Raw genomic sequence first — 16566 nt, 5'->3', positions numbered from 1 at the left:
CGCCTCGTCCGGTGGACCCGGCAGACGAAAACCGCCGTGCGGCCCCGGAGTCCGGAGCCGCACGGCGTGCGCTCATCCCTCGCGCGCACCCTCGCGCGCGCCGGTGCTACTTGGGCATCAGGACGGTGTCGACGATGTAGACGGTGGCGTTGGAGGTGGGGACGTTGCCGCAGACCACGTTGGAGGTTCCGTTGACCTTGTAGGCCTCGCCGGAGCCGGCCGTGGTGATCTTGCCCTTCTCCAGGGTGTCGAAGGAGCCCGAGTCGAGCTGCTTGGGAGCGAGCTTCTGGCCCACGACGTGGTAGGTCAGGATCTTGGTGAGCATGGCCTTGTCGGCGAGGACCTTGTCCAGGTCGGCCTTCGGGATCTTCGCGAAGGCGTCGTTGGTGGGCGCGAAGACGGTGATGTCCTTCGCGTTGTTGAGGGTGTCGACCAGTCCGGCCTGCTTGACGGCCGCGACCAGCGTGGACAGGGCGGGGTTGTTGGAGGCTGCGGTGGCGACCGGGTCCTTGGCCATCCCGTCGAAGGAGCCGGCGCCCTCCTTCGGCACACCCGCACACGCCGGGCCGAACGGGGCGTCCATCGCCATGGCGGGCGTGGAGGCGGCGTCCGTGCCGGGGGTGGCCTGCTCGGAGGCGGCGCTGCCGGCGCTCGACTTCTCACCGGAGTCCGAGCAGGCGGCCAGCGCGAAGGGAAGGACCGATGCGGCGGCGACGGCGACGGCGGTACGGCGGAAACGAAGAGCCATCATGACGGTTGTTCTCCTTGGGTTCATCTGGGGGTGATGCGGGGGGGGAAATCAGGCATGGGGGTGGTACGGAAGGAGCGATGTGGGGGTGGCGGCACCGCCGCCGGGCGGGTCAGCCCGCGGGAACCACGACCGTGTACCGGCGGCTCGCGCGGCCGGTGGGGGGTCTGCGGTCCGGGCCGGGAGCACCGGTGGGCGCCGCGCCCGGCCGGTCGGGGGAACCCGACGCCACCGAGGCCCGCGCGGAGTGCCCCGTCGCCGACGGGAGACCCCGACGGGTCACCACCGTCCGGACGGGTACTCCGGACGGCAGGACGGTCGGCGCCTCCGGGGCGTCGCGCTCGATGGTGCTGCCGTTGTCGCTCACACCCCGTCTTCGGCACGGGCGGACGGGTGGATTGGTCATTCCCCCTCTCGGATGACAACCGATCAACGGGTTGACGTCCTGCGAGAATCCGCGGATGGACTCGACCTCGTACGAAGCGCCCGTGGAGCTCCTTCCCGTCACCATCGACATACCGGGCGACGGGGCAGGCGAGGCCGGACACGGGCGAGGTCCTCGCCGCCCCCGGCGAGGTCGTGCCGCTTCCCCTCGCGCAGGACGCGGGGAAGGCGTCCACCGGGAGGCGGGCGAGGCGTGCCGGCAAGTGCGCCGCGCGGTGCCTCGCGTCGGGGCCGTCGGGCCGGGGTCACCGTAGGGTGGTGGAAGGACTGCCCCGGGTGGACGTGAGGCGAGGAGATTCCGGTGCGTGACGCAGACTTCTTCCGACGCTGGATGGACGCCGTCGCGGCCGTCGTCGAACGGGAGGCGGACCGGCTGACCGAGCTCGACTCCCCCATCGGGGACGCCGACCACGGCAGCAACCTCCTGCGGGGGTTCGTCGCCGTGCGGGCGGCCCTCGAAGCGCAGAGCCCCGGGACGCCCGGCGCGGTGCTGCAACTCGCCGGCCGGACCCTGATCTCCACGGTCGGCGGCGCCTCCGGACCGCTGTACGGAACGCTGCTGCGCCGCACCGGCAAGGAGCTGGGCGACGCCGCCGAGGTCTCCGACGAGGATCTGCGCAAGGCCCTGTACGCGGGAGTGGGCGCGGTCGCCCAGCTCGGCGGGGCCGCGCCGGGCGACAAGACGATGCTGGACGCGCTGGTGCCGGGGGTGGCGGCGCTCGCCACTTCGTACCGTGCGGCCGGCGAGGCCGCGCAGAACGGGGCCCTGGCGACGGTGCCGCTCCAGGCGCGCAAGGGCAGGGCCAGCTACCTGGGCGAGCGCAGCATCGGGCACCAGGACCCGGGAGCCACCTCGTCGGCGCTGCTGCTGGGGGCCCTGGCCGAGGTCTCGGAGGCGCGCGGATGAGCGCCGAGCCGCTGGTCGGGATCGTCCTGGTGTCCCACAGCAGGGAGGTCGCGGAGTCGGTGGCCGCGCTGGCCACCGGTCTCGCCGCGGGTGGCGCGACGGCCCTGGTCGCCACGGCGGGCGGCGGTCCCGACGGCGGCCTGGGCACCGACCCGGAGCTGATCGTGACGGCCGCCCGGGCCGTGGACCGGGGCGCGGGCGTCGCGATCCTGGTGGACCTCGGCAGCTCGGTGCTCTCGGTCAAGTCACTGCTGCTGGACGAGGAACTGCCCGAGGGCAGCCGACTGGTCGACGCGCCGTTCCTGGAAGGGGCGGTGGCGGCCGTGGTGACCGCCTCCACCGGAGCCCCCCTCGACGCGGTGGCGACCGCGGCCGAGGAGGCGTACGCGTACCGGAAGGCCTGAGCCCCCCGGCACGCTCCGACGGGGTGGGTCTAGCGACCGCGCAGGGTTTCGATCTCGCGGCGCTCCCGTTTGGTCGGGCGTCCCGCACCGCGGTCCCGGATGCCGACCACGGCCGCCTCGACGGGCGTGGGCGGCGGCGGGCTGTTGTCGGTGAGGCATTCGGCGGCCACCGGGGCGCCGACCCGCTTCGCGACCGTCCGCCGCACCACCACGATGCGTTCGCGCCCCGCGTGGAAGAGCCGCACCTCGTCCCCCACCCGTACGGGCTGCGCCGGTTTGGCGCGTTCCCCGTTGACCTTCACATGGCCCGCCCGGCAGGCGGTCGCCGCGGTCGAGCGGGTCTTCGTCAGGCGCACGGCCCAGATCCACGCGTCGACCCGAACTGTTCCCGATCCCTCTTCAGCCATGCCCAGACTTTAACGAGCGGCTCGGGGAAACCCGGAATGGCTTTTGGCGGAAACACCAATGGCCATGGCATCTGCCATGTACATCGGCCCAATGGAATTGCAAATGCGGGACAAGTGCCCCTACCTTGTCGCCCATGCAGTCCTACACCATCGGACAGGCCGCGCGTCTGCTGGGCGTCAGCCCGGACACGGCGCGTCGCTGGGCCGACGCCGGCCGGGTCGCGACCCATCGCGACGAGGGCGGTCGTCGCCTGATCGACGGCCGCGCCCTGGCCGCCTTCTCCGTCGAGGTGGGCCAGGGAGCCCACACCGAGGACGCGGAGCCCTACACCTCCGCGCGCAACGCCTTCCCGGGCATCGTCACGGCCGTCAAGCTCGGCGACGTGGCCGCCCAGGTCGAGATCCAGGCGGGTCCCCACCGTCTGGTCTCCCTGCTCACCCGTGAGGCCGTCGAGGAGCTCGGACTGGAAGTCGGCATGCAGGCCACCGCCCGCGTGAAGTCCACCAGTGTGCACATCGACCGCAGCTGATCCCTCCCTCGTGGCGGGTCGGTGCGTCCCTGACCGACCCGCCGCCGATCAGCGGTCCCCGCACCACCGCTCAGCACCACCGAACGTCCCCACCCGCTCCGCCCGTCACCGGCGCGGGTCACCACCACGCGGTCCCGGCACCAGGCCGGCCGCCGACCCGACCGAGGAGCCCCTGCTCATGTCCCCGACGCTGAACCGCCGTCGTACCGTCGCCGCAGCCCTGACCACCGCCCTTCTCGTACCGGTCCTGGCCGCCTGCGGCAGCGGTGACGACGAGAAGGACGAGTCGGCCTCCTCCCCGAGCGCCGCCCCCTCCTCCGCGACGTCCGCCGCCCCCGAGGCCGCGAACCTGACCGTCCTCGCCGCGTCCTCCCTCACCGACGTCTTCAAGAACGCCGGCGCCGCCTACGAGAAGACGCACCCGGGCACGAAGGTCACGTTCTCCTTCGCCGGTTCGCAGGAACTCGCCGCGCAGGTCAAGCAGGGCGCCCCGGCCGACGCCCTGGTCACCGCGGACACCAAGACGATGGACGGCCTCAAGGCCGAGACCAACAGCCCGACCGTCATCGCCAAGAACCGCCTGGTCATCGCGAGCGCCAAGGGCAACCCGTTCAAGATCGACGAGCTCAAGGACCTCGCCGACACCAAGATCAAGGTCGTGCTCGCCGCGCCCGAGGTCCCCGTCGGCCGCTACAGCAAGCAGATCCTCGACGCCCAGAAGGTCGAGGTGAAGCCGGTCTCCCAAGAGCCCAACGTGCGCGCCGTGCTGAGCAAGGTGGAGCTGGGCGAGGCCGACGCCGGTCTCGTGTACAAGACGGACACCCTCAAGTCCGGTGACAAGGTCGCCGTCGTCGACATCCCGGACGGGCAGAACGCCGTGGCCTCCTACCCGGCCGCCTCGCTCAAGGGCTCCAAGAACGCCGACGCCGCTGCCGCGTTCGTCGCCTGGCTGAGCACCCCGGAGGCGCAGAAGATCCTCCAGGACGCGGGCTTCCAGAAGCCGTAACGGGCCCCGCGCCCGCATGCCGAGAGGGGTTGCCTGGTCCGGGGGGGGGGACAGGCGGCCCCTCTCGGCGTGTCCCGTGCGCGTGTCCCGTCCGCGAGTCCCGTGCACGAGTCCCGTCCGCGAGTCCCGTCCGCGAGTCCCGTCCGCGAGTCCCGTGCGCGTGTCGCCCGACCTGCCGCGCCGTCCGCCCCCGTCGCCGTACGCTTCCCACCCGGCGAAGCCCCCAGCCAGGAACCCCACATGACCAGAGTCCGTACCCGTGTCAGGCCGCCCGTGGCCCTGGCGCTCCCCGCCCTGCTCGCCGTCGCGTTCCTGCTGCTGCCCCTCGTCGGCATCCTGTCCCGCACCCAATGGGCCGAACTGACCACCCACCTGACCAGCCCCGACGTGGTCCAGGCCCTCGAACTCTCGCTCGTCGTGTCCTTCTGGGCCCTCGGGCTCTCGCTGGTCCTCGGAGTGCCGCTGGCCTGGTTGTTGGCCCGGGTGGAGTTCAAGGGGAAGGCGTTCGTCCGCTCACTCGTCCTGCTGCCCATGGTGCTGCCGCCGACCGTCGGCGGTGTGGCCCTGCTGCTGGGCTTCGGCCGGCGCGGCCTCCTCGGGCCCTGGCTGGAGGACACCTTCGGCATCACGCTGCCCTTCCACACCTCCGGCGCCGTCGTCGCCGCCACCTTCGTCGCGATGCCCTTCCTCGTCATCAGTCTGGAAGGGGCGCTCGGCGGACTGAAGCAGAGCTACGAGGAGACCGCGTCCTCCCTCGGCGCCTCGCCGGTCCGGGTGTTCTTCACCGTGACCCTGCCCATGGTCGCCCCCGGCCTGGTCGCCGGAGCGGCGCTCACCTGGGCCCGCGCGCTCGGCGAGTTCGGTGCGACGATCACCTTCGCGGGGAACCTGCCCGGCGCGACCCAGACCCTGCCGCTCCAGGTCTACCTGCTGCTCCAGGACAGCCCCGAGGCGGCCACGTCCGTGTCGCTGCTGCTGCTCGCGATCGCCATGGGCGTACTGATCGCCCTGCGCGGGCGGTGGACGGGAACCCCCGTCGCCCGCAAGGACACCGAGACCCCCGCGGCGCCCGAGGACTCCCCCGCCGCCCACGTTCCGCCGGCACCGCCGGCCGCGGCCCACGACGACGGCCGCTGGGCGCTGCACGCCGAGGTGACCGGCTTCAACCGGCTGACCCTCGACGCCGAACCCGGCACCACCATCGCCGTCGTCGGCGAGAACGGCGCCGGGAAGACCACCCTCCTGCGCGCGCTCCTCGGACTCACCCCCCGCGCCCACGCCCGACTCACCCTCGGCGGCGCCGACGTCACCGCCCTGCCCGCACACAAACGGCACGTCGCCTGGGTCCCCCAGGACGGCGCCCTCTTCCCGCACCTCACCGCACTCTCCAACACCGCCTACGGACTCCGCGCCCACGGCACGTCCCGCGCCCGCGCCCGTACGGAGGCCCGGCAGTGGCTCGACCGCCTCGGCGTCGGCCACCTGGCCCACCGCAAACCCGCCCAGCTCTCCGGCGGCCAGGCCCAACGCGTGGCCCTCGCCCGGGCCCTCGCCACCCGACCCCGGCTCCTCCTCCTCGACGAACCCCTCGCCGCCCTCGACCAGACCACCCGGGCCCGCGTCCGTCACACCCTGCGCACCCACCTCGCCGGCTTCGGCGGGGTCTGCCTCATCGTCACCCACGACCCCGTCGAGGCGGTGTCGCTGGCCGACCGCGTCCTCGTGCTCTCCGACGGCCACACCCTCCAGGACGCCCCGCCCGCCGAGGTCACCCGCCACCCCCGCAGCCCCTGGGTCGCCCGCATGCTCGGCCGCAACGCCTGGCCCGGCACCACCACCGCACACGGACTGGCCCTCGCCGGAGGCGGCCGGCTCGTCGTGCCGGAGACACAGGCCGAGGGGGCGTCGGCGCTCGCGATCATCGCCCCGGAGGCCGTGTCGCTGCACCGGGAGCGCCCGAGCGGAAGCGCGCGCAACGTCTGGCCCGGGACCGTACGGGAGATCACCGCGACCGGCAGCCGACTGCGCGTGCTGGTCGCGTCGGCCGAAGTACCCGACCTGGTCGCGGAGATCACCCCGGAGGCGGCCGCCGAACTGGGCGTCGTCGACGGGGCGTCCGTCTGGTGCAGCGTGAAGGCCACCGAGATCACGCTGGTGTCGCTCTGAGCGGTGCCCGCGTCAGGGCCCCGTCGCCGAGCCGGGCAGGATCGAGAGCCACTCCCCCGCCGCGAAGGCGTCGACCCCGATCAGGGTCCGGCCGGCGGGCCCGACCGTGACGGTCGGCACGCCCTCGGTGCGACCGGCCGCGAAGCGGGGGGCGTCGAGCGTGAACAGGGCCGCGCGTTTGCCGCTCGCGCGCCGGAACTCGGCGAGGCGCCGGGTCAGCAGGGCGGCCTCGTTCCGGTCGACGATGCCGGGCGCGTACCGCTGTACAACAGCCACCGCGCCCGTACCAGGCTCCCGTGCGGCGGCCGTGAGGGCTTCGGCGAGGACCCGCATCCGGTCCAGCCCGCCGCCCGCGTCGAGCGTACGGCGACGACCGTCGAGCGGCACGAAGCGCACGCCCCGGTGCGTGAACCCCGGGCGGCCGTCCACCCCGGCGAGGACGAAGTCCGCGCCGGCGCCCGGCGCCCGCCCGTCCGGCGAGACCGCGAACCGCCAGGGCCGCGCCCGTACCCCGGCGGGGGTCGACACGACCGGGTCCGGGGGGAGGGTGACCCTCGGGGCGGCCCCGGTCGGCGGGGTCTCGGCGGTCAGCGTGTCCAGCAGCAACCGGGCCGGGCCGCCGCCGCCCCCCTCGGTGGCCGACAGCCCGGTGAGGCGCAGCGGTCGCTCGGCCGTCGCCGGCAGCGGCAGGGTGATCCGGCGCCAGCCGGACCGGTCCGCTGCCGGGCCGCGCAGGATGAGCCCGGCCCCGTCCCCGTCGGTCAGGTGCACCGCCGGGCGCGCCCCGGACCCGTCTCCGCGGACCCACAGGGACACCGAACGGGCCTGCTCCGGCAGGGGGATCGGCCGGGGGGCGCCGGCGGTGGCGGTCGGGGCGGCGGCGGGGAGGGTGAGCGCGATCCCGGTGCCCGGGTGGCCCTCGCCCGGGGCGGCGGCCGCACCCGTGCCCTTCCAGCGGCCGGCGTCCTCCAGGTCGGCGAGGGGCAGCGCGTCCAGGCCCGCCCCGAGGGCCAGTTCGGCGGTGGCGCCGGTGGCCGGGACGGTGAGGCGCAGCCGCCCGGTGGCCCGCGCGACCAGGGCCCGGACCGTGAAGCCGCCCCGGCCGTCGGGGGCGACCCGCCAACGGGAGCGGTCGTACCGCAAGACGGTGTCCCCGGGTTCGACGGTGGTCGCGCGGCCCTGGGCGTCGTACCCGGTCAGGTCGAAACCGGCGCTCTCCGTCCGGTCGGCGAGCCCGATCCGGTCCCGCGTCGGGCGGATCCGGGTCAGCGGCCCGAGCACCTCCAGCGCCAACGAGCCCTCGGCCGGACCGCTTTCGGCCGGGCGGCCTCCGGGCCGGTCCGTGCGGGCCCGCACGATGACGGGTCCCGGCCGCGACCCGCGCAGGACCCCCTCGGGGCCGATCCGGCCGGCGCCCTCGGCCGACCAGGAGGGGGTGCCGGGGGCCGGGCCGAGCGCGGAGTCGTGGCCGGTGGCGGTCAGGGTGCGGGTCAGTCCGGGAAAGAGGCGGGTGGCGCCGCCGGCGGCCTCGACCCGGTAGCCGGTGAGCCGTCCGGAGCCCATCGGGGCGGTGAGCGCGAGGCCGTTGGGGACCGGGCGGGGCTTCCCGTCCGACGGGGTGTTCTCCAGGATCGGGGCGGTCGCGCCGGAGAGTGCGGCGAGGAGCGTCGAGGAGCCGCCGCCGTCCAGGTTGAGCGCCTCGTGGGACCCGAGCCGGCGCATCATGCGGCCGAGCCCGGTCAGGGTGAGCCCGCCGCTGGCCCGCATGCGGCCGTCGGCGGTGACCAGCCGCAGCGACCGGCCGTCCCGCGAGAGGCCGACCGCCGTGCGCGGGGCGGCCGTGTTGTTCGGTTCGCCGTCGTGGTTCTGCGGGATCCCGGCCACGACGAGGGGCTCCCGCCCGCCGACGGCCGCCAGGGGTGCCGGTCCGGCCTCCGGCAGCGGCGCGGCGGTGACGCTCACGGGATCCCCGACGCGCAGCGCGCCGAGTTCGGGCGCCGCCGCCCCGGCCGCGGCCAGCAGGGTGGTGCCGGGAGCGGGGCGTGCGCGGCGCGCGGGACGCCGCAGGACCGGTACCGCGACCGCGACGGCGACCCGGCCGTCGCGCAGTTCCACCGTCGGCCCGGTGTCCGGGAGGACGGTGCCGGGCCAGTCGGCGGTGTACACGGCGAAGCCCTCGGCGGGTGGCCGGGCGGCGTTGTACCCGGCCGGGGTGCGCACCGCCCCGCCCGGCAGGGTGATGCTCCCGGTGAGGCCGAGGTGCAGGACGCGGCCGCTGCCGTCGGCGGCGAATCCGACGGCTGCGCCGCCGCCGGGGCCGGGAGAGGCGGAGTGCAGGAGCCGGCCGCCCCGCACCCCGGGGCCGAGGGGGGCGCCGGTTCCCCGAATGTCGAAGAAGTCCCCGTTGACGGCTCCGACGACGCGGCGCCCCGGCCCGGCCGGGTGGTGGGCGACGGCCTCGGCGACCGTCTCGGCCCCGCGCCCGCCCAGGTACTCGGCTCGTACCCCGCCGGGGGCGCCGAGGTCGACGACGAGTTCGTCGACGCGCAGCCAACGGTCGCTCTCCAGCCGGTCGTACGACTCCAGCCGCGCTCCGGGGGCGACCGGGCGGGAGGTGCGGGCGGTCTCGATGCCGTCGTCGACCTCCGCGGCGAGCGCGGCCGGCGGTCCGGCGAGCAGGGCGCCGCAGAGCAGCGAGGCGAGCAGGGCCACCGGGGGCGGCCGGAGGATCGACACCCGGGAAGGATTTCGCGGCCCGGCGCGGCCCCGGGGCACGACCCGGGCCGGGAGCGGCGTGTTCAGCCATTCGCCGGGCGGCCGGGCGCCGACGGCCCGGCGAGATCCGAAAGAGACGACCTAGCCGGCCCGCCGCGGGACGATGAACTCGCACCACACGCACTTGCCGCCGCCCCGGGGCTCCACCCCCCAGTCGTCCGCGAGCCGGTCCACCAGCAGCAGGCCGCGTCCCGACACCGCCCAGTCCCCCGCCTCGCGCCGGTGCGGCAGGGCGCTGCTGGAGTCCTCGACCTCGATGCGGATCCGCCCCTCTGCGGTCAGCCGCAGGCTGACGTGTCCCGCGCCGTCGGTGTGCACCAGGACGTTCGTCATCAGCTCGTCGGCGGCCAGCTCGATCTCGTCCGCGCGCTCCCGGGCGCCCCAGGCGGCCACCGCCGCCCGGATCAGGTGCCGGGCCAGGGCGGGGCCGTTCGGGTCGCCGGGGGCGAGTTCGTGGCGCAACGGGCCGCCGCCGCGCGGGGCGGGGGTGCCCCGGCGGCGCAGCAAGAGCAGGGCCATGTCGTCGCCGCCGCCCGCGTCCCCGACGAGGTCGCACAGCACGTCGGCCAGTCGCTCGACGTCGACCGGTCCGCCCCGGACGGCGTCCATGACCTCCCGCATCCCGGAATCGGCGCGGTCGCCGCGGCGTTCCGTCAGGCCGTCCGTGCAGAGCAGCAGCGTGTCGCCGGGGTGGAGTTCGACGCTGGTCACGGGGTAGCCGGTACCGGTTCCCGGGGGATCGTGGGCGGGCAGGCCGAGCGGCAGTCCGCCGGCCACCTGGATCCGGTGGCAACTGCCGTCGCCGCGGCGGACGATCGGGTCGAGGTGACCGGCCCGCACCAGGTGCAGCATGCCGGTGTTCAGGTCCACCTCGCCGTAGGTGCAGGTGGCGAACCGTTCCGTCGCCAGTTCCCGCAGGAAGGTCGAGGCGCGCGCCATCGCCGTGCCGGGCGTGTGTCCCTCGGCGATGTAGGCCCGCAGGACGATCCGCAACTGGCCCATGACGGCCGCCGCGTCGGTGTCGTGGCCCTCCACGTCCCCGATCACCACCCCGACCCGTCCCTCCCCGAGCGGGATCACGTCGTACCAGTCGCCGCCGATGTCCCGGCCCATCCTGGCCGCCCGATACCGTACGGCGATCAGCGCGCCCGGCACCTCCGGGATCCTGCGCGGCAGCATGGCCCGCTGGAGCCCCTCCGCGAGGTCGTGCTCCTGCTCGAAGAGGATGGCCCGCTGGAGGCTCTGCGCGATGCCGCTGCCCAGGGCCACCAGTACGTTCCGTTCCTCGGTGGTGAAGTCCCCGTCCCGGCTGTAGAGCAGCCCGAGCGCGCCCACGGGACGGCCCTGGGCGATCAGGGGCAGGTAGACCCCGCTGCGCACGTCCAGCGGTTCGATGTACGGCCACAACAGCGGATAGCTTCGCTGGAACTCCTCGCGGGAGGTGACGTAGACCGTCTGGAGGGTCCGTACGGCCTCGCTCATCGGGAAGCGCGCGTCGATGCGGGTGTACTCGATCTCGGGAACGTAGGAGCCGAGTTGTCCTTCGGCGACGAGGTGGACGCGGGCGCCGTCGACGACGCCGAGCATCACGCTGACGGCTCCGAGGTGCCCGAGGGCCTCGGGGTCCTTGAGCACGTCGGTCACGTCGTTGACGGTGCGCGCGTGGGCGAGGATCGCGGTGGTCCGTTCGACGACGCCGGTCATCCGGCGGCGCCCCTCGTTGCGTTCCCCGGCGGCTCCCGGCTCGACCGGGTCGTGGGCGGCGTCGCGGAGGATCCCGATGACGCGGTACGGACGGCCGTCGCGCGGGTCCCGCAGGATGTGGCCCTGGATGTGGGTCCAACCGAGGGTTCCGTCCCGGCTGCGGCTGCGGAAGTACGCCCCGTAGTGGCTGCGGCCGTCCTTCAGCGCCTGGGCGACGCGCGCGTCGATCCGCGACTCCTCGCCGGACACGAGCCGGATGCGCAGTCCGGCGGGGGTCCCGGTGAACTCGTCCGGACGCAAGTCGAGGACCTCGAGGGCGGTGGGATCCAGGTGCATCTGTCCGCTGTCGAGGTCCCAGTCGAAGGTGCCCATGCGGTTGAGCGCGAGACTCGTGTCGGGCCGCGCGGGCCAGTCGACCTCGGGGGTCGTGATTCCCCGCTGGTCCATGCAGCCAGGGTCTCACTGTTCCCCGGCCGGGGCGCGCGGTCACCCCGTGCGGGGGCTCGCCTACGACGGGGGCGCGGCCGAGGACGGCGTGGGCGGCGGGGTGTCCGACGGGGCGACGCGGGCGGGCGGCGAATCCGCCGGGGCCTCGCTCGGGGTGCTGTCGCTCGGGGTGGTGTCGGCGGGCGAATCCGAGGCGGGCTCCTGCGGGGACTGCTCGGAGGACCGGCCCGGGGGCTGCGCCGAGGACTCCGGGGGGCTGTCGGACGGGGTCACGCCGGGGGTGTCGCCCGGCGATCGCGTCGGGGCGTCGGTGTCCGTCGGCGAACCGTTCCCCGGGGACGTGGAGGTGTCCGGGGGCGTGGTGCCCGTCGGGGTGGGGGTCACCGGCGGGGGCACCGGCTTGTCGCGCTTGCCGTCGTGGTCGGCGCGGCCGCGTCCGTACCAGGTCCCGTCGTGGTGGTCGTAGATCACGAAGGTGTTCACGACCTTCACCGAGGGGGCGACCACCACCACCCGCTGCGGCTGGTACGCGGGCCACGACTGCCCCGTGCGCTTCGCGTCGGCCCCGAGCGCCACCGGCTCCCCCAGCGGATTGCCGCACGCGCAGCGCACCCGCGGCACCCCGCGGTCGTCCACGAGCACCGCCGTGCCGGCCTGCAGCACCGCCTGGTAGGGGGTGGCCTTGCCGTCGCGGTAGCCGTGGTTGGTGACCCGGGTGTCCGCGCGCAGCCGCAGGGGGGTCAGGGAGCGCAGGTAGGCGGGCACGGCCGCGGGTCGGATCCCGAGGGCGGAGGCGAAGGCGGCGTTCTCGGCCGGTTGCCCGGTCAGCGCCGTGATCTGCTTCCCGACGTCGCAACTGGCGGTGTTCCGGGTCCCCCCGTACAGCCCGGGCGCGGCTCCGCTGACGCTGCGCGTGACCGTCGCGCCGGTCGCCGGCGCGCTGTCGCTCGCGGAGGGCGGCGGGCTCTGCGCCGGTGGTGTGGCCTCCTCGGCCGCCGTGGACTCGGTGAACGGGGCGGGCCCGGTCGCGGAGGCCGGTTGGAGGAAGACCTCCCCGCCGCCCGCCCGGGTGGACGAGGGCGTGCCGCTCGGCCGGGTGAGCACCACCACCAGCGCCACGACGGCCGCCAGGGCGACGACCGCCGCGGCCAACCGGGGTCCGGAACGCCACCACGGGCCCTTGCCGGACGGCCCGGTGGGCGCGGGACCGTCGGGGCCGGCGGGCCCCCCGGACGGTGGCTCGGGCGGGCCTCCCCGGCGCCCGCCCGAGAGGGGGCCGGAAGGAGGACCGGACGGGCGCTCGGAAGGCGACTGTGACGCCCGCGGCGGCAGCGGCGGTTCCTGGCCGGAGGGTTGCGTGGTCACGGGCTCTTCTTCCCAGACGGAGGAGTCTTTCCCTGACGGAGGAGTTCCGGTCCGGGGCGGACGTTCCGTTGCGGTGTACGGACATCTCCGGATTTCTTGCACTCCTGCGGACCATTGTGTGGGGCCTCCCGGTGGTGGCCGCAAGCCGAGGGTGCCTACCGTTGTCGGGTGAGCCGAACGTCAGCAACGACCTCCGGTGGCCCCGCTCGGGCCTGGCGTGACGCCCTCGTGGCCGTCGTGGCGGGCTTCGTGGTGATGATCGTGATCGCCGCGGCGGGACTGGCCTGCGCGGGTGCGGGCGACCTCCCGGAGGGCGCGTTCCCCCGCGTGGTCGCCGCCGTGGTCGTGATGGCGGCCGGCGGCTCGATCGGGGTGTCGGGCGGCGCCGGGTTCCTGGCCGAGGCCGACGTGAACCTGTCCGTGCTCCCGCTCTCGGTGACCCTGGCCGGCGCCCTGACGGTCGGCCTCTGCTTCCTGCGCCCCCTGCACAACCGGGCGGTGGCCCACCCGCGCGAACTGCTCGGACGGGTCGTGCCGTTGGTGGTGCTGTGGCTGCTCGCGCTCCTCGGTGTCGCCCTGGTCGCCAGGCAGGACTTCGGCATCTCCACGGGCGACTCCCCCGTCGGGGAGATCGGCGAACTGCTCGACGCGGCTCCGACGGTGGGCTTCCGGGCCGAGGTGCCGGCCACGCTGTTCTTCGGACTGCTCTGGATCCTGGGCCTGTTGGTGATCACCCTGCTGGTGTCCCGGCGTGCGCCGTTGCCCGCCGCCCTGGTGCGCTTCCACACGGCGGTGCGCCCGGCCGCCTTCGCCACGGTCGTGCTGCTGCTGGCGTACGTGGCGATCGGTGTCGTCGTCGGTCTGGTGGTGGCCGCCACCCGGGGGGACGCCGCGCAGACGTTCGCGGTGATCCTGCTGGGCCTGCCGAACCTGGCGTGGCTCGCGCTGACCCTGGGCTTCGGCGGGTCCTGGGAGGGCCGCGTGGACGGGCCGTTCGGGCTGCCCATGCCGCGGTTGCTGGACCAGACGCTGCGCGGCCCGGACCTGTCCACGGTGGACGTCGCCTCGCTCGCGGAACACGATTCCCGGGCGTGGTGGCTGGTTCCGGTGGCCGCCGTCCTGCTGCTGGGCACGGGGGTGCTGGCGGCCGTACGCTCCCCCGCGCACGTCCGGGCGCGGCAGCACGCGCTGCACCTGGCGGTCGCCTTGGCGCCGGCGACGCTGGCGGTGTGCCTGACGGCCTCGGTCCGGGCCGAGTTCGGTCTGTCGCTGCTCGGGATCGGCGACGCGGGCGGTCTCGGGGGCACGGTGGAACTCGGCCCGCACCTGTGGCGCAACGTCGGTCTGGCCCTGTTGTGGGGCGCCGTGGCGGGCTTCCTCGGCGCCCTGGTGGCCCGCCCCCTGCGCCGCCGCGGCCGGGTGGAGCGGCCCTGAACCCGGCAACCGCTGGGCCGTACGGGTGAAGAGCGGGATATCGGTTCATCGGGGCATCGTTTCTGCATGTCAACCTCACCTCCGTGAACACGTTTAAAGGCCTGTTCCGGCCGCTCCACGCCGGCGGCCTGCTTGCCGTCTCCGCCGTCGCCCTGACCCTGTCCACCGCCCTCCCCACGGAGGCGACGCCCACCGGCACCCGCTATCTGGCCGGTCCGGTCGGCGCGCAGGACACCACGCCCCGCAAGGTCTCCGGGAGCGCGGTCTACTGTCCCGACGGCATGCTCGTGCAGTCCGGCGGCTACTCCCTGGAGAACGGTCGGACCGGCCCCGTCCTCGCCAGCCACCCGGTCGCCGGTCCGCACGGGCGCAAGGGTTGGTACGCCTCCGCCTCGCACGCGGACGTCCGGGCGTACGTGCTCTGCCTGCCCCTCGCCGGCGGGGAAGGACCCTGACCCGCTTCCGGCGACAAGCTCCCACACCGCGACACGGAGACGGTGTCAGCCCCGGCCTCGCGGCCGGAAGACGGGCAGCGCCCAACGCGGCGGCGGGGGCGCCGGTTCCGACGCCCCGGGCGACGCGGCGTCGACGGGCGACGCCGAGGCCGTCCGGGTGGGCGGGCGCCGACCGACCGGCCCTTCCTCCCCCGCGCGGCGCAGCGCCCCGGTGAACTCCAGGCAGGTGCGCCAGCGTTCCTCCGGAGACTTGGCCAGGGCCTTCGCCAGCACCTCGTCCACCGCGGCCGGCAGGTCCGGCCGCTCCGCGCTCACCGGTGGCGGCGGGTCGTACTGGTGGGCCCACAGGAGGGCCATGTCGTCGTCCCGCCGGAAGGGCGGTCCGCCGGCCAGCATCTCGTGGACGACGCACCCCAGGCCGTAGACGTCGCACCGCCCGTCCACCGGCTTTCCGGAGATCTGTTCCGGGGCCACGTAGTCCAGCGTCCCGACGAACTGTCCGACGCTCGTGAACCCGGTCAGCGACAGGGACTTCTTCGTCAGCCCGAAGTCCGTCAGGTACACGTGCTCGGGGTGTTCGCTGTCGGTGCCCTCCGCGACCAGGATGTTGCCCGGTTTGACGTCCCGGTGGACGAGGTCGTGGTCGTGGGCCGCGTCCAGGGCCGAGGCCACCTGGCCCGCGATCCGCGCGGCCGTCGCCACCGGCAGCGGGCCCGTGCGGTCCAGCATCGCCCGCAGGTCCTGTCCGGCGACGTGGCGCATGGCGATGTACAGCAGGCCGTCCGCCTCGCCCGCCTCGAAGACGGGCACGATGTGGGGGTGGTCGAGGGACGCCGCCACCTTCGACTCGTGCGCGAACCGCTGTCGGAAGGTGTCGTTGCGGGCCAACTCGGGTGCCAGCAGCTTCAGTGCCACGACACGGTCGAGCCGCAGGTCCCGCGCCCGCCAGACGACGGCCATGCCGCCGCGTCCGATCTCGCCCTCCAACCGGTACCCGGCGATGCGCGTCCCCGGCCCGGCCGGTCGGCCTCCCGCGGCGTCCGCGGCGGACATCACCGGCCCCCGCCCCCGGGGGTGTCGACGATCCGCGTCGGCTCGTGTCCGTCGACCGGCCCGGGTGGCGCCTCGCCGGGGCCGTCGTCCGCCGCCGCCGCCCGTTCAACGGGCGCGGGCTCGGACGCGGGCTCGGACGCGGGCTCGGACGCGGCGGCCGCCCGTGCGTCGGGTTCCGGGGCCTCGGCCGGCGGCTGTGGGCCGGCGGCGGCGCCCGGTTCCTCGACGACCGCGTAGGTCGCCCGCCGGGTGCCGTCGCCGTACATCCACCGCCCGGCCGTCTCGTCGTAGAGCCAGATCTCCGACCCGTCGAGCACCACCCCGGCGCGCAGGCCCCGGGTGGCGCGCCGGAAGCCGTCGGCGTCCGTCCGGCCGGAGGCGAGTTCGTCGGCGGCCCGGCGGTAGCGCTCCAGGGCCTCGACGCCGCGGGCGAGGAGCGGTCGGGGGTCCTCGGCGCGGGACAGGGGGCGTCCCGCCGTGGGCGGCGGCTGCGGGACGACGACCAGCAGTCGCCCGTCCACCCAGGCGGACCAGCCGTTGGCGCACAGGATCTCCGCCCATTCCCCGCGCCGGGACAGCAGTTGCACGGGCAGGAAGGCGTCCAGGGCCGCGGTCGGCCGCGAGACGTCCGGCGCCTCCCAGGCGGGCAGGCCGTCCCGGGGCACGACGTGGGTGGGCCAGAAGTCGGCGGCGCCTTCGGGTGCTTCGGGGCTCGTCACGC

Annotated in this window: 15 protein-coding genes; 7 read left to right on the top strand and 8 right to left on the bottom strand. The window is 75.1% G+C overall.

Features of this window, described 5'->3' with window-relative positions:
• Positions 1-106 precede the first annotated feature (106 nt).
• Complete coding sequence (locus tag OG906_RS29755; RefSeq protein WP_267796950.1) at positions 107-751, bottom strand: fasciclin domain-containing protein; 645 nt, start codon at positions 749-751, stop codon at positions 107-109.
• Between the two features lie 109 nt (positions 752-860).
• Positions 861-1115 (bottom strand): hypothetical protein, encoded by a 255-nt coding sequence (locus tag OG906_RS29750; protein ID WP_329447180.1) that lies wholly within the window; start codon positions 1113-1115, stop codon positions 861-863.
• Positions 1116-1493: 378 nt separating this feature from the next.
• On the opposite strand from OG906_RS29750, the gene dhaL reads away from it, so the two are divergent.
• Both dhaL and OG906_RS29740 read left to right on the top strand, forming a co-directional pair.
• A complete protein-coding gene (gene dhaL, locus OG906_RS29745; RefSeq protein ID WP_267826648.1) occupies positions 1494-2099 on the top strand; it encodes a dihydroxyacetone kinase subunit DhaL in 606 nt (201 codons plus the stop codon).
• The gene (locus OG906_RS29740; protein WP_329447179.1) at positions 2096-2503 is read left to right on the top strand and encodes a PTS-dependent dihydroxyacetone kinase phosphotransferase subunit DhaM; all 408 of its coding nucleotides are present in this window, start codon (positions 2096-2098) and stop codon (positions 2501-2503) included. The genes dhaL and OG906_RS29740 overlap by 4 nt, the downstream gene beginning before the upstream one ends.
• Positions 2504-2532: 29 nt before the next feature.
• On the opposite strand, the gene OG906_RS29735 is transcribed toward OG906_RS29740, so the two are convergent.
• The gene (locus OG906_RS29735) at positions 2533-2910 is read right to left on the bottom strand and encodes an RNA-binding S4 domain-containing protein (RefSeq protein ID WP_053681862.1); all 378 of its coding nucleotides are present in this window, start codon (positions 2908-2910) and stop codon (positions 2533-2535) included.
• A 134-nt stretch (positions 2911-3044) separates the two neighbouring features.
• On the opposite strand from OG906_RS29735, the gene OG906_RS29730 reads away from it, so the two are divergent.
• The 3 genes from OG906_RS29730 (at position 3045) to OG906_RS29720 (ending at position 6612) form a co-directional block, all read left to right on the top strand.
• Positions 3045-3440: a TOBE domain-containing protein gene (locus tag OG906_RS29730; RefSeq protein WP_329447178.1), complete on the top strand. Its 396-nt coding sequence runs from the start codon at positions 3045-3047 to the stop codon at positions 3438-3440.
• Between the two features lie 178 nt (positions 3441-3618).
• On the top strand, positions 3619-4446 hold the full coding sequence (gene modA / locus OG906_RS29725) for a molybdate ABC transporter substrate-binding protein (protein ID WP_329447177.1): 828 nt from the start codon (positions 3619-3621) through the stop codon (positions 4444-4446).
• A 240-nt stretch (positions 4447-4686) separates the two neighbouring features.
• On the top strand, positions 4687-6612 hold the full coding sequence (locus tag OG906_RS29720; RefSeq protein ID WP_329447176.1) for an ABC transporter permease: 1926 nt from the start codon (positions 4687-4689) through the stop codon (positions 6610-6612).
• Between the two features lie 12 nt (positions 6613-6624).
• Here the strand turns inward: OG906_RS29720 and OG906_RS29715 are convergent, their stop codons facing one another.
• The 3 genes from OG906_RS29715 to OG906_RS29705 all read right to left on the bottom strand — a co-directional run bounded on the left by OG906_RS29715 (position 6625) and on the right by OG906_RS29705 (position 12870).
• Positions 6625-9348, bottom strand: coding sequence for a phosphodiester glycosidase family protein (locus tag OG906_RS29715; RefSeq protein WP_329447175.1), 2724 nt, complete (start codon positions 9346-9348; stop codon positions 6625-6627).
• 120 nt (positions 9349-9468) lie between these two features.
• Positions 9469-11538: a SpoIIE family protein phosphatase gene (locus OG906_RS29710; RefSeq protein WP_267796960.1), complete on the bottom strand. Its 2070-nt coding sequence runs from the start codon at positions 11536-11538 to the stop codon at positions 9469-9471.
• A 60-nt stretch (positions 11539-11598) separates the two neighbouring features.
• Positions 11599-12870: a DUF6777 domain-containing protein gene (locus OG906_RS29705; RefSeq protein WP_443067471.1), complete on the bottom strand. Its 1272-nt coding sequence runs from the start codon at positions 12868-12870 to the stop codon at positions 11599-11601.
• Positions 12871-13071: 201 nt separating this feature from the next.
• Between OG906_RS29705 and OG906_RS29700 the strand changes: the two genes are divergently transcribed.
• A complete protein-coding gene (locus tag OG906_RS29700; RefSeq protein WP_329447173.1) occupies positions 13072-14337 on the top strand; it encodes a streptophobe family protein in 1266 nt (421 codons plus the stop codon).
• Between the two features lie 83 nt (positions 14338-14420).
• The gene (locus OG906_RS29695) at positions 14421-14792 is read left to right on the top strand and encodes a hypothetical protein (RefSeq protein ID WP_329447172.1); all 372 of its coding nucleotides are present in this window, start codon (positions 14421-14423) and stop codon (positions 14790-14792) included.
• Between the two features lie 45 nt (positions 14793-14837).
• Here OG906_RS29695 and OG906_RS29690 read toward each other — a convergent pair whose 3' ends face one another.
• On the bottom strand, positions 14838-15845 hold the full coding sequence (locus OG906_RS29690) for a serine/threonine-protein kinase (protein ID WP_329447171.1): 1008 nt from the start codon (positions 15843-15845) through the stop codon (positions 14838-14840).
• Positions 15845-16564, bottom strand: a complete 720-nt coding sequence (locus tag OG906_RS29685) for a hypothetical protein (protein ID WP_329447170.1) — start codon at positions 16562-16564, stop codon at positions 15845-15847. Before OG906_RS29685 ends, OG906_RS29690 begins: the two co-directional genes overlap by 1 nt.
• Positions 16565-16566 lie beyond the last annotated feature (2 nt).

Source organism: Streptomyces sp. NBC_01426, assembly GCF_036231985.1.
In the GTDB taxonomy this organism is placed as follows: domain Bacteria; phylum Actinomycetota; class Actinomycetes; order Streptomycetales; family Streptomycetaceae; genus Streptomyces.
The sequence above is the reverse complement of the archived record's forward strand: the minus strand, read 5'-3'. Positions and strand labels throughout refer to the sequence as shown.

What these genes read in the sequence shown, in the direction of transcription:
- OG906_RS29755 (WP_267796950.1), bottom strand. Translation starts at nt 751, where the DNA reads ATGATGGCTCTTCGTTTCCGCCGTACCGCCGTCGCCGTCGCCGCCGCA.
- OG906_RS29740 (WP_329447179.1), top strand. Translation starts at nt 2,096, where the DNA reads ATGAGCGCCGAGCCGCTGGTCGGGATCGTCCTGGTGTCCCACAGCAGG.
- modA (WP_329447177.1), top strand. Translation starts at nt 3,619, where the DNA reads ATGTCCCCGACGCTGAACCGCCGTCGTACCGTCGCCGCAGCCCTGACC.
- OG906_RS29690 (WP_329447171.1), bottom strand. Translation starts at nt 15,845, where the DNA reads ATGTCCGCCGCGGACGCCGCGGGAGGCCGACCGGCCGGGCCGGGGACG.
- OG906_RS29730 (WP_329447178.1), top strand. Translation starts at nt 3,045, where the DNA reads ATGCAGTCCTACACCATCGGACAGGCCGCGCGTCTGCTGGGCGTCAGC.
- OG906_RS29735 (WP_053681862.1), bottom strand. Translation starts at nt 2,910, where the DNA reads ATGGCTGAAGAGGGATCGGGAACAGTTCGGGTCGACGCGTGGATCTGG.
- OG906_RS29710 (WP_267796960.1), bottom strand. Translation starts at nt 11,538, where the DNA reads ATGGACCAGCGGGGAATCACGACCCCCGAGGTCGACTGGCCCGCGCGG.
- OG906_RS29720 (WP_329447176.1), top strand. Translation starts at nt 4,687, where the DNA reads ATGACCAGAGTCCGTACCCGTGTCAGGCCGCCCGTGGCCCTGGCGCTC.